The 12,912-nt window shown below is 67.2% G+C and carries 8 protein-coding genes; 3 read left to right on the forward strand and 5 right to left on the reverse strand.

What is annotated here, in order from left to right:
- Nucleotides 1-46 precede the first annotated feature (46 nt).
- The 3 genes from glgB to PAM7066_RS15425 form a co-directional block, all read right to left on the reverse strand.
- Complete coding sequence (gene glgB / locus PAM7066_RS15415; protein ID WP_085855118.1) at nucleotides 47-2,239, reverse strand: 1,4-alpha-glucan branching protein GlgB; 2,193 nt, start codon at nucleotides 2,237-2,239, stop codon at nucleotides 47-49.
- A 187-nt stretch (nucleotides 2,240-2,426) separates the two neighbouring features.
- Nucleotides 2,427-4,799, reverse strand: a complete 2,373-nt coding sequence (locus tag PAM7066_RS15420; RefSeq protein WP_085855155.1) for a glycogen/starch/alpha-glucan phosphorylase — start codon at nucleotides 4,797-4,799, stop codon at nucleotides 2,427-2,429.
- Nucleotides 4,800-4,997: 198 nt separating this feature from the next.
- Nucleotides 4,998-5,666 (reverse strand): alpha/beta hydrolase, encoded by a 669-nt coding sequence (locus tag PAM7066_RS15425; protein WP_085855119.1) that lies wholly within the window; start codon nucleotides 5,664-5,666, stop codon nucleotides 4,998-5,000.
- A gap of 211 nt (nucleotides 5,667-5,877) precedes the next feature.
- On the opposite strand from PAM7066_RS15425, the gene PAM7066_RS15430 reads away from it, so the two are divergent.
- A complete protein-coding gene (locus PAM7066_RS15430; protein ID WP_085855120.1) occupies nucleotides 5,878-7,092 on the forward strand; it encodes an efflux RND transporter periplasmic adaptor subunit in 1,215 nt (404 codons plus the stop codon).
- The gene (locus tag PAM7066_RS15435; protein WP_085855121.1) at nucleotides 7,089-10,235 is read left to right on the forward strand and encodes an efflux RND transporter permease subunit; all 3,147 of its coding nucleotides are present in this window, start codon (nucleotides 7,089-7,091) and stop codon (nucleotides 10,233-10,235) included. Before PAM7066_RS15430 ends, PAM7066_RS15435 begins: the two co-directional genes overlap by 4 nt.
- 3 nt (nucleotides 10,236-10,238) lie before the next feature.
- Here the strand turns inward: PAM7066_RS15435 and PAM7066_RS15440 are convergent, their stop codons facing one another.
- Both PAM7066_RS15440 and PAM7066_RS15445 read right to left on the reverse strand, forming a co-directional pair.
- Nucleotides 10,239-10,868, reverse strand: a complete 630-nt coding sequence (locus PAM7066_RS15440; protein ID WP_085855122.1) for a DNA-3-methyladenine glycosylase family protein — start codon at nucleotides 10,866-10,868, stop codon at nucleotides 10,239-10,241.
- The gene (locus PAM7066_RS15445) at nucleotides 10,868-11,599 is read right to left on the reverse strand and encodes a precorrin-6A/cobalt-precorrin-6A reductase (protein WP_085855123.1); all 732 of its coding nucleotides are present in this window, start codon (nucleotides 11,597-11,599) and stop codon (nucleotides 10,868-10,870) included. The genes PAM7066_RS15440 and PAM7066_RS15445 overlap by 1 nt, the downstream gene beginning before the upstream one ends.
- Before the next feature lie 108 nt (nucleotides 11,600-11,707).
- Between PAM7066_RS15445 and PAM7066_RS15450 the strand changes: the two genes are divergently transcribed.
- On the forward strand, nucleotides 11,708-12,910 hold the full coding sequence (locus PAM7066_RS15450; protein ID WP_085855124.1) for an MFS transporter: 1,203 nt from the start codon (nucleotides 11,708-11,710) through the stop codon (nucleotides 12,908-12,910).
- Nucleotides 12,911-12,912 lie beyond the last annotated feature (2 nt).

Genomic DNA, 12,912 nt, shown 5'->3' on the forward strand with positions numbered 1-12,912 from the left:
ACGAGAGTCTCTTCTGGCTCTCCATCTCATTCCCCCCGGGCTTGGCTCAGCCCTCTTTCACGAAAATCACCGTCGAAAGCGGTGGCAGATAGACGGTCGCCTGCGCCGCCTGACCGTTCAGGCCTTCTCCGACGGCATCCACGCCGCCCATGTTGCCGCGACCCTCGCCGCCGTAAATCTCGGCATCCGAACAGAAAGCCTCGCGCCACCGCCCCTCTTGCGGAATCCCCAGCGCGTAGTTCCGCTCGACCGGCGTGAAGTTGCAGACCACGACGACCTCGGGGTCCGACCCGCCCGAGCGGCGGATCCAGGCATAGACCGAGTTCGTGTCGTCATTCGCCTCGATCCACTGGAAGCCCGCCGGGTCGCAATCCAGCGCATGAAGCGCGGGCTCGGCCCGGTAGAGCGTGTTCAGATCGCGGACCATCCGCTGCATCCCCTTGTGGCGCGGGTCGGACAGCACGCCCCAGGACAGCTGCGAGTTGTGGTTCCACTCGGACGGCTGGGCGAACTCGCAGCCCATGAAGAGAAGCTTCTTGCCCGGATGAGCCCACATGAACCCGTAATAGGCGCGCAGATTGGCGAATTTCTCGTCCTCGCGCCCCGGCATCTTGCCCAGCATCGAGCCCTTGCCGTGCACCACCTCGTCATGGCTGATCGGCAGGATGAAATTCTCGCTGAACGCGTAGTGCAGACCGAACGTCATCAGGTGGTGATCGTGTTTGCGATAGATGGGGTCCTTTTCCATGTACCGCAGGGTGTCGTTCATCCACCCCATGTTCCACTTGTAGCCGAAACCGAGGCCCCCCTCGTCGACGGGGCGGCTGACCATCGGGAACGACGTGGATTCCTCGGCGATCGTCATGATGCCGGGATTGTTCGACGTGGCGGCGACGTTGGCGCTCTTGATGAAGTCGATGGCCTCGAGGTTCTCGCGGCCGCCATGCTTGTTCGGGACCCACTCGCCCTCTTTGCGCGAATAGTCGCGGTAGAGCATCGAGGCCACGGCATCCACGCGCAGACCGTCGACGTGGTATTCCTCGATCCAGTAGAGCGCGTTCGAGGTCAGGAAGTTCTTCACCTCGGTGCGGCCGTAATTGTAGATCAGCGTGTTCCAGTCCTGGTGGAACCCCTCGCGCGGATCCGAATGCTCGTAGAGATGCGTCCCGTCGAACAGGCCCAGGCCATGCGGGTCGGACGGGAAATGCCCCGGCACCCAGTCGAGCAGGATGCCCAACCCCTTGCGGTGCGCCGCGTCGACCAGATCGCGGAACTCGTGGGGGGGGCCGAAGCGGATGGTCGGCGCGAACAGGCCGACCGGCTGGTAGCCCCACGAGCCGTCGAACGGGTACTCGCTGACCGGCAGCAGCTCGATATGGGTGAAGCCCATGTCATGGACGTAATCCACCAACTCCTCGGCCGCTTCCTTGTAGGAAAGCGGGCGGTTGCCCTCTTCGGCGATCCGCTTCCACGAACCCAGGTGCACCTCGTAGACCGACATCGCCGCGGTCGTGGCGTGCCTGACCTCGCGCTCGGCGATCCAGTCGTCATCCTTCCAGCCGTAGCCAGCGATATGGCGCACGATGCTGGAGTTCTGCGGAGGGTGCTGGCTGCCGAAGCCGACAGGGTCGGACTTGAGCGGCTGAAGTTGGCCCTCTGGACCCAGGATCTCGTATTTGTAGGCCTCTCCCTCGCCCACGTTCGGGACGAAGATCTCCCACACGCCGGTCGCACCGCGCAGTCGCATCGCGTGGCGGCGGCCGTCCCAGTGATTGAATCCGCCGACGACGCTGACCCTTTGCGCATTCGGCGCCCAAACGGCGAAATGCGTGCCGTCCTGGCCCTCGTGCTCCATGATGTGGGCGCCGAGGACGGTCCAGATCCGCTGGTGCGTGCCCTCGCCCAGAAGGTATTCGTCCATCTCGCCGATGACGGGGCCGAAACGGTAGGCGTCCTCGTACTCCCAACTGTCCGTGCCGGAATAGCCGCGGAGCCAGTAACGTTCGCCTTCGGGAACCTCGCCGGCAAAGACCGAGATCCCGCCGGCAACGCGCCCCAGCGGATGTTCGGTGCCGTCGTCGGTCACGGCGAAAAGCCGCTCCGCGCCAGGATCGAGCGCGCGAACGGTCCCTCCGTGACGGCCAAGTACGGAAAACGGATCACCATGCCGCCCCTGGTGGAGCGCCTCGGCAGCCTTGGGATCCACGATCGATGCGGGTTTGAGAACGGAGCCTGTCATGCACCAAAGGCTAAGGCGTCCGTGCCGCAAGGCAACGGCTCTGGCCCGGCAAAAAGCACATGACTGCGTTTCGGCGCTTTGGCGCGCATGGTCCCGAGCGGCCGCAACCCACGTGCAGGATGAATTCTGGCCTGCCGTAGCGGCAGAAAAGGGCGTCCGAGATGATCCCGGACGCCCCTCAACACAATCAGATCGTCAGCGCCTCGGCGCCCCAGATGTCGGCCATGTAGCCCCGGATCGTGCGGTCCGAGCTGAACCAGCCCGAACGAGCGGTGTTCAGGATCGCCATCCGAGTCCATTCGGCCCGGTCGCGATAAGCGACTTCCAGCTCGCGGCTCGCACGCCAGTAGTCCGAGAAATCCGACGTCACGCAGAAATAGTCGTGTCCCATGAGGTTCTCGATGATCGAGGGGAACCTCTCGCCGAAGATTCCGGCCTCGATCGCGTCCATCGCGCGCTTGAGCCGCGGATCGGCCGCGATCGCCTTCTTCGCGTGCTCGGCCACTTCACGTCGGGCGACCACCTCGGGCGCGGTCATGCCGAAGAGGAAGAAGTTCTCCGCCCCGACAAGCTCGCGGATCTCGACGTTCGCACCGTCGAGCGTGCCGATGGTCAGCGCGCCGTTGAGGGCGAACTTCATGTTGCCGGTGCCGGACGCTTCCTTGCCCGCGGTCGAGATCTGCTGGCTGACCTCGGCGGCCGGGATCAACCGCTCGGCGAGGCTGACGTTGTAGTTCGCCGGATAGGCGACCTTCAGCAGGTGCGAGGTATCGGGGTCGGCGTTGATGACCTCGGCCACCGCGTTGATGAGGTGGATGATCTCCTTCGCGAAGACATAGCCCGGCGCCGCCTTGCCGGCGAAGATCTTGACCTGCGGCAGCCAGTTCCCCTGGGGCGCGTCCTTCATCTCCTGCCACAGCGCGATGGTCTGCAGGATGTTCAGGTGCTGGCGCTTGTATTCGTGGATGCGCTTGATCTGCACGTCGAACATCGCGTCGGGATCGACGCTGAGGCCGCGCTGGCCCAGATAGGCGGCAAGATCCGCCTTGTTCGCCCGCTTGGCCGCATCATAGGCATCGCGAAAGCTCGAATCGTCGGCGAGCGGCTCGATCTCCTGCAGGCGCTCGAGGTCGTCCACCCAACCGTCGCCGATCGCATCGGTCACGAGGCGCGACAGGCGCGGGTTGGCGCCCAGCACCCAGCGGCGCGGCGTGATCCCGTTCGTCTCGTTCACGATGCGGTTCGGGTGCAGGCGGTTCAGCTCGGCGAAAACCGTTTCCTTCATCAGCTCGGTATGAAGCGCCGACACGCCGTTCACCTTGTGCGCCATGAAGAACGCGATCGGCCCCATCTGGACGTCGCCGCCGCCGATCATCTCGACCTTGCGATCGGGATGGGCGTTCTTGTGCATCGCGTCGATCATCTCGATGATCTGCATGTGCCGCGGCAAGAGGTCGGTCATCAGCTTCACCGACCAACGCTCGAGCGCCTCGGGCAGAAGCGTGTGGTTGGTGTAGCCGAGGCACCCTTGCGCGACGGTCACGGCATCCTCGAACGCCATGCCCTTCTCGTCCACCAGCAGGCGCACCAGCTCGGGGCCGGCAATCGCAGGGTGGGTGTCGTTCAGCTGGATCGCCACCTTTTCGGGCAGGAGCTTCAGGTCGTCATACTCGCTGTCGAAGCGGCGCAGGATGTCACGCAGGCTCGCGGCGGTGAAAAAGAACTCCTGCTTCAGGCGCAGGCGCTTGCCGTCTTCGGTGGTGTCGTCGGGATAGAGAACCCGGCTGATCGTGCGCGCCAGGTTCTCGGGCTCGGCGGCGCCGTAATAGTCGCCGGCGTTGAACCGGCCCAGGTCGAACACCGTCTCGGGACGCGCAGACCAGAGGCGCAGCGTGTTGGCCCAGCGGCCCTGCCAGCCGATCATCGGGGTGTCGTAGGCGCGCGCCAGCACCGTTTCGGCAGGCTGCCAGACGGTACGGTCGCCAAGCTGCTTCACCTGACCGCCGAAGCCGATGCGATACTGCGCCTCGGTCCGCTCGTATTCCCAGGCGTGGGCTTCGGTCAGCCAATCCTCGGGGCCCTCCATCTGGCGGCCTCGGTCGAAGCTCTGCCGGAAAAGGCCGTGCTCGTATCGGATGCCGTAGCCATAGGCCGGGCAGCCGACGGTGGACATCGATTCCAGGAAACACGCCGCCAGACGGCCGAGACCACCGTTGCCCAGCGCCGCGTCGGGCTCGTCCTGCATGACCTTGCGCGCGTCGAGACCGCGGGACTGGAAGAACTCCGTCACCTCGTCCATCAGCCCCAGATTGACTGTCGCGTCCTCGAGAAGGCGACCGATCAGGAACTCCATCGACAGGTAGTACACCCGCTTGCCCTGCTTGTCATAGGCGGCACGGGTCGAGGCGAACCAAGGGTCGACGATCCGGTCGCGGACCGCGAGGCTGAGAGCCATGCGCCAATCGGTCAACGTGGCCACGTCCGAACTTTTGCCGAGCGAGAACTTCAGGTGCTGCCGGATAGCATCGGCAAGCGTGTCGCCGGGGCGCGGGATGGTCATGTCTTTCACGAGTAGTCTCCTCCGGCATCGCCGGTTAGCGGTATCTGGCGATCAATTTCGCCCCGTCTAAGCAATATGTCAAAAGACGCAAGGGATAGGGCAGCTGATCCGGGCGCTATGTTTGAATGCCGTTGCGGCCCATCTTCGCCCTCGGGACCCTTCATAGGGAGACCGGATTGAGGAAAGGTTGACGCTCGTTCAGGTTTCGAGGCCGAGCCGTTCGCGCATGAATGCCAGGGCCACGGACAGGCCATCGGGCGCGATGCCGTGGGCAACACCCTTCGAGACATGGGCGAAGACGTCCACACCCGCGGCCTGAAGCGCCTCGGCCGCCGCGGGCAGCGAAGCCGGGGGGACGACCTCGTCCTGGTCGCCATGGATCAGAAGGACCGGCGGGCGAACGGCGATCTCGTCCTCCAGCGTCTCGGGACGCAGGAGCCTGCCCGAAAAGCCGACGATCCCCGCAACCTCGGCGGTCCGGCGCAGGGCGACGTGCAGCGCCATCATCGTGCCTTGGCTGAACCCCACGACGACCATGCGATCCGCGCTCAGCCCCTCTTCGGCCAGCACGGAATCGAGATATGCGTTCAGGTCGGAGGCTGCCCGATCCATCGCCTCGTCGGCCGCTGTCGGGTCGGACCCGTCGAGCCAGGGGATCGGAAACCACTGGAAGCCCATCGGGTTGACGACCGACTGCTCGGGCGCGTCGGGAGCGTGGAATGCGGTGCCCGGCATGTGCTCGGCCAGCGGATCGGACAGGCCCAGAAGGTCGGCCCCGTCCGCGCCGTAGCCGTGCAGGAACACCACGACCGACCCCGCTTCGCCCCGCGCAGGCCCCCTGCGCTTGCTGTCCAACGTCCGTGCCATGCCCGCCCCTTCGTTTCGATCCTCGCCTGCCTAAGGCTTCGCGTCGCGTGGATCAACGCGTCGGGAGAATCTGGTCTGGCACGTGCTTTCGGCAAGCTGGTGGAGTATGGACGCCACATCATGCGCATTTTTGGGGGCGGCCTCCCTTGATCTACCGGCCGCCGTCGTCACATCCGACTGGCATTCCGCCAGCACCCCCAAGGAGAGATCGATGGCCGACAGCGACCGGACCGGGTCCACGCCTCTCGAATTCGAGACCGACCGGGGCGCCTCTCGATCGATCTGGATTGCCGCGCTGATCCTGCTGGCCGTGATCGGCTGGATGGGCAGCGGCTTTGTCCTGCCGTCGGAGGAGGTTGCGCCCGAGGCGACCGTGACCACGCCCCAACCGCCTGCCGTGCAGGTGCGCGAAAGCGTCGCCGAGGCGGTGACCCTGACCTTCTCGTCGGAAGGCCAGGCCCAGCCCGATCGCGACACACCGCTGCGGGCCGAAGCCTCGGGGAACGTCGCCGAACTGTTCGTCTCGAAGGGCGCGCTCGTCGAACAGGATGCGCCCATCGCGCGCCTGTCGGCCACGCGCGCCGAGGCCGACCTTACCCAGGCCCGCGAGGAACAGACCCGGGCCCGGCGCGAGCTCGAGAACGCGCAATCCTTGCAGGAGCGCGGCATCGCCACCGCCGATCGCGTGGCCGAGGCGCGGGCCGCTGCCGCCTCTGCCGACGCCGCCGTGACGAATGCCGAGGCCGCACTGGACGATCTGACGATTCGCGCGCCATTTCCTGGCCGTCTCGAGACACTCAGCCTCGACATCGGCGAGTTCGTCTCCTCGGGCGAAGAGGTCGGGCGCCTCGTGGACAACCGCCCCCTGACGGTCGAAATCCAGGTGCCGCAGCAGGCGCTAAACCGGATCGAGTCGGGACAGACCGCCGAGGTCCGCTTCATCACGGGCGAAACCCGCGAGGGCACGGTCACCTTCGTCGGCTCGGCCGCCCAGTCCGAGACGCGCACCTTCCTGACCGAGATCGAGGTTCCGAACGAGGATGGCGCGATCCCGGCAGGCATCTCGGCCGAGGTGGTCATCCCCACCGGCTCGTCGCAGGCCCATTTCATCCCGCCGTCGATCGTCTCGCTCGACCCGGACGGCGCACTTGGCGTCAAGACCTTCGAGGAGGGCCGCGTCGTGTTCCACCCCGTGGAGATCGTCAAGACCGCCCTATCGGGCGTCTGGGTCACCGGACTGCCCGACAACGCGCAAATCATCACGATCGGGCAGGGTTTCGTGCAGAACGGCGAGGAAGTGCGCGCCACCTCTGCACCCGAGGATGCGTCCGCCAGCGCGGACAGCACCTTGGCCAGCCCCGACGACGCATCCGCCGACACCGCGATCGCCGACAGCGCCGGCTCCGACGAGGAGACGCTGCAATGAGGGGCCTGATCGACGCCGCCTTCTCGCGCTCGCGCGTGGTGGTGATCGCCCTCGTGATGATCCTGGGCGTCGGCGCGATCGCCTACACCTCGATCCCGAAAGAGGCGAACCCCGAGGTCCCGCTGCCCATCGTCTATGTCGCGACCTCGGTGGACGGTATCTCGCCCACCGACGCCGAACGCCTGCTGCTCGAACCGATGGAGGCCGAGTTCGCCTCGATCGAGGGGCTCGAACAGATGAACTCGGAAGCCGCCGAAGGATTCGCGAGCGTGCAGCTCGAATTCACGGCCGGCGGCGATATCGACGAGGCGCTCGACAAGGTGCGCGAGGCGGCCGAGTCGATCCAGGGCGACCTGCCCGAGGATGCGAGCGAACTGGACGTGGTCGAGATCAACACGGCCCTCTTCCCGATCATCACGGCCGTCCTGTCCGGCCCCGTGCCCGAGCGCACGCTGAACAACCTGGCCGAAACGGTGCAGGACGCGGTGGAAGCCCTGCCGGGCGTCCTCGAGGTCGAGATCGGCGGCGCCCGGGACGAGTTCCTCGAGGTGCTGATCGACCCCACGGTCTTTCAGACCTACAACCTGACCTTCGACCAGCTGATCGCCCAGATCCAGAACAACAACATGCTGATCGCCGCCGGCGCGATCGAGACCGGCGGCGGCCGCATCGTGCTGAAGGTGCCGGGTCTGATCCAGGACGTCGAGGACGTCATGGCCATGCCGATCAAGGTCGAAGGCACCACGGTCGTGACCTTCGGCGACGTCGCCACCGTGCGCCGCTCGTTCGAGGATCCGTCCGGGTTCGCCCGCATCGACGGCCAGCCGGCGCTTGCGCTCGAGGTGACCAAGCGCTCGGGCGCCAACATCATCGACACGATCGAGCAGACCCGCGCAACCATCGACGCCCTGTCGCAGGGCTGGCCCGACAGCGTCGAAGTGACCTACCTGCAGGACCAGTCCATCGAGGTGCGCAACCTGCTGTCGGACCTGGAATCCAACGTCATCGCCGCGATCCTGCTGGTGATGATCGTCATCGTCTTCGCGCTTGGCGTGCGGTCCTCGATCCTCGTCGGACTGTCGATCCCCGGCGCGTTCCTGGCGGGCGTCGCGGCGCTGTGGTTCATGGGCTACACGATGAACATCGTGGTGCTGTTCTCGCTGATCCTCGTGGTTGGGATGCTGGTGGACGGCGCCATCGTCACCGTTGAGCTTGCCGACCGCCGCCTGCAGGAAGGCGACACGCCTCGACAGGCTTATTCGCACGCCGCCAAACGGATGACCTGGCCGATCATCGCCTCGACGGCGACAACCCTGTCGGTGTTCTTCCCGCTGCTGTTCTGGACCGGGCTGGTCGGCGAGTTCATGAAGTACCTGCCGCTGACGGTGATCCTGACGCTCTTTGCCTCGCTCTTCATGGCACTGATCTTCATCCCCGTCCTCGGCGGCGTGATCGGGAAGCGCCAGCCCCAGAGCGCGAAGGCCAAGGCCGCGCTCCATGCTGCCGAACAGGGCGATCCGCGCAGCATCGGCGGCTTCACGGGCGCCTATGTCCGGCTTCTCAACGCGGCGATCCTGCGTCCGGCGGCCACGCTGATCCTGGCGCTCGCGCTGCTTCTGGGGGGCTTCGCGCTCTACGGAGAGTTCGGCCGAGGCATCTCGTTCTTCCCGACGATCGAGCCCGAGTTCATGCAGGTCACCGTTCGCGCCCGCGACAACCTGTCGATCTACGAACGCGACACGCTCGTCCGTACCGTCGAGAACCGCATCTTCGGGCAGGAGGGGGTGGACAGCATCTATGCCCGCTCGTCCATCGGCGCTTCGGGTCAACAGGGCGAGGACATCATCGGCACGATCCAGCTCGACCTGACCGATTGGGATACGCGTCCGACCGCGGCCCAGATCGGCACCGACATCCGCGAGAAGACCGACGACATCGCCGGCATCCAGGTGCAGGTTCAGACCGAAAGCGGCGGGCCCACCCAGGGCAAGCCGGTGAATGCGCAGGTGACCGCACCGACGCCCGCGGCGCAGACCCAGGCGGTCGAACTGGTCCGCGCGCTGATGGACGAGGTCGGCGGTTTCACCGACGTCACCGACAGCCGCCCCCTGCCCGGCGTCGAGGTCGCGATCGATGTGGACCGCGCCGAGGCCGCGCGTTTCGGCGCCAATGTCAGCCTGCTGGGCCAAGCCGTGCAGCTTCTGACCCAGGGCATCGAGGTCACCGATTACCGCCCCTCGGATGCCGACGGCGAACTGCCCGTCCGCGTGCGCTTCCCCTCGGACGAGCGCAGCCTGTCCGAGCTGGGCAACCTGCGCGTCCCGACCTCGGCCGGGATCGTCCCGATCCAGAACTTCGTCACCTTCGAACCGACCGAGCGTGTGGGCGTCATCCGCCGGATCGACGAAGAGCGCGTGACCACGATCGAGGCCAACGTCGCGCCCGGCCTTCTCGTCAACGACCAGACGGCGGCGCTGCAGCAGGCCATCGCCGAAGCCGATCTGCCCGAAGGGGCATCGGTCACCTTCGCCGGCGAGGCCGAGGATCAGGCCGAGAGCATGGCGTTCCTCGGCGCCGCCTTCGTCTCGGCGATCTTCCTGATGTTCGTGATCCTGCTGATCCAGTTCAACTCGTTCTACCAGTCCCTCGTGGTGATGAGCGCCATCGTCTTCTCGATTGCGGGCGTCCTTCTCGGCCTCATCGTGACCGGCCGGCCGTTCGGAATCGTGATGGGTGGCGTGGGGGTGATCGCCTTGGCCGGCATCGTGGTGAACAACAACATCGTTTTGATCGACACGTTCAACGACCTGCGCCGCGCGGGGATGGGCCCGCACGAGGCCGCCCTGCGCACCGGCGCCCAGCGTCTTCGGCCGGTTCTGTTGACCTCGATCACCACGGCGCTCGGCCTGCTTCCGATGGTGATCGGCCTGAACATCGACTTCGTCGGCCGCGAGATCATCTACGGCGCGCCGTCCACCCAGTACTGGACCGAGCTCTCCTCGGCCATTGCCGGGGGGCTCGTCGTCGCGACGATCCTGACCCTGGTGGTCACGCCGGCGATGCTGATGCTGCGTCCGGGCGGCACGGTGGACCGCCCGCGCCGACGCTGGTTCTGGCAGAGACGGACCGCGGCGCCGGCCTGAAATTCAGACCACGCCTTCCCTCGCCTTTGCCACGGCGTACCACGCCCAGAGACCGCGCGCCGCCACACCGCGCCAGGGCCGCCACGCCTCGGCCAGCGCGCGAAGCTGAGCCTCGGTCGGTCGGGCCTCGAAACCATATAGCAGCCGCGCCGCCTCCTGCAGCGCCAGGTCGCCCGCCGGGAACACATCCGCACGTCCAAGCGAGAACAGCGCATAGATCTCGGCCGTCCACCGCCCGATTCCCGGCACGGCAACCAGCGTCGCCACCACCTCGTCCGAGGGCACATGCGCCAGCGCCTCGAAGTCGATCCCCGCATCGGCCAGAGCGCGGAGATAGCGCGCCTTGGGCCGGGACAGGCCACAGCCCTTCAGCAGCACATCCTCGGCCGCGCGCACCACGAGCGGATCGTGCAGCCCGGCCGCCTCGACCCTTGCGCCGATGGCCCTGGCCGACGCGACGCTCACCTGTTGGCTGACGATCGCCTGCACCAGCGCCGGGAATCCGCCCGCGCGCAGCCTGTCCGGCCACGGCCCCGTCTCGGCCCGCGCCCGCGCAAGCCCCTCGTCCCGGGCGACAAGCCATGCCGTGCCTTCCTCGATACAGGTCGGCCCCGTGATGATCCGCTCGTCCACTACCGATCCTCCACCAGCCGTCGCGCCCAGGCAATTGCAGCCTCTACCGTCTCGAGCCGCGGGGCGTCGGGGCGGGGCGGCCGGCGGATCATCGCGACCTCGATCCCCAGCCGGCGCGCGGCGTCGAGCTTGGCCCGGCTCGACCCGCCGCCCGCGTTGCGCACGACCAGCCAGTCGATGCGCAGGTCGCGGAACAGCCGTTCTTCATCGTCGACGCCGAAGGGCGGCACGCCCACCTGCCACGCCCCGTCGGCAAAAGGCGGCGGCGCATCCGGGGCCGGACCGTTCCGCCGCACCAGAACCCGGCGCCCCTCCATCGGGCCGAAACATTCGAGCCTTTGCCGACCCGTCGCGATCAGAACCCGCGCGCCTTCGGACGGCATCGCCCCGGCGGCGGCCTCGTCCCGGGCAGAGTGCCACCGATCCCCCGCATCCGGCTGCCACGCCGGCCGCAGAAGCTGCGCGTAGCGGAGCCCGACTTCACCGCAGATCCGCGCGCTTCTCATCGAGATCCGCTCGGCGAAAGGGTGCGTCGCGTCCAGCACCGCGCCGATGCCTTCGCGCGACAGATACTCGCGGAACCCGTCGTCGCCGCCGAAACCGCCGATCCGCGTGGCAGGGTCCCGCGCGCCCTCGGCCAGCGAAACAACCACCGTCAGGTCGCGCAAGCCCGCCAAGGTGGCCGAGACCTCCCGCGCCTCGCGTGTCCCGCCTAGCAGCAGAAGCCGCATCCCAGCGCCCTCCCCCGCAGCACCGCATCGCACCGCTGCATGGCCGTGAGGCGCGGTGCCGTCAAGTTTCGCGCTTGCATCCGGCCGGTGCAGAGGTACGCCTGTCGCATGACCGCTCCGGCCCATATCCAGCGGCGCAACGTCGCCCTTCTCGCCGCTGCGCAGGCCGTCCTCGGCGCGCAGCTTCCGGCGATCTTCGTGGTCGCGGGGCTGGCCGGGCAGACGCTTGCCTCGAACCCGTGTTTCGCGACACTTCCGATCTCGCTCATCGTGCTGGGGTCCATGCTGTCGGCGCAACCGCTGTCGGCGCTGATGCAGCGGCACGGCCGCCGCGCGGGCTTCTGGCTGGGCGCCGCCGCCGGCGCCGCGGGGGCCATCGTCGGCGCGGCCGGCCTCTACCTGGCCAGCTTTCCCATCTACCTGCTCGGGTCGCTGCTGTCGGGCACCTTCATGTCCTCGGTCGGCTTCTACCGTTTCGCCGCCGCCGACACCGCCTCCGAAAGCTTCCGGCCCAAGGCGATCTCTTACGTGCTTGCCGGGGGCCTCGTCTCGGCGATCATCGGGCCGCAGCTGGTCAAGGCGACGTCCGACGCGATGGTGGTGCCGTTCCTGGGGACCTACCTTGGCATCATCGGACTGAACGCGGTCGGGGCGCTGCTGTTCTTCGGCCTGCGCATTCCGCGCCCGCCCCTGCCAGAACCCGACGCGCCCACCGCCCGCAGCCGACGCGAACTTCTGGCGACCCCCACCGTGGCCGTCGCGATCATCTGCGCCATGGTCGCCTACGCGCTGATGAACATGGTGATGACGTCGACGCCGCTGGCCGTCGTCGGCTGCGGGTTCTCGCGCAACAACGCGGCGGACGTGGTGACGGGGCATGTGCTGGCGATGTACGTCCCCTCGTTCTTCACCGGCCACCTGATCGTGCGCTTCGGCACCACGCGGATCATCGCCGCAGGCCTCGTCTGCCTAGCCGGAGCCGGCCTGATAGCGCTTTCGGGCGTCGAATTGGCGAACTTCTTCGGTGCGCTGGTCCTTCTGGGTCTCGGCTGGAATTTCGGCTTCATCGGGGCGACCACGATGCTGTCCGGGGCCCACACGCCGGAAGAGCGTGGCCGCGTGCAAGGCATGAACGATTTCGCCGTATTCGGCTGCGTGACCCTCGCCTCGCTTGCCTCGGGCGGGCTGATGAACTGCGCGGGCGGCACGGCCGAGCAAGGCTGGACGGCCGTCAACATCGCGATGATCCCGTTCCTGACGCTGGCGGGGGCGGCGCTGATCTGGCTGCGCCGGCAGCCGCAGCCGGCCTGAGC

This window comes from Palleronia marisminoris (genome assembly GCF_900172315.1).
Lineage (GTDB): Bacteria > Pseudomonadota > Alphaproteobacteria > Rhodobacterales > Rhodobacteraceae > Palleronia > Palleronia marisminoris.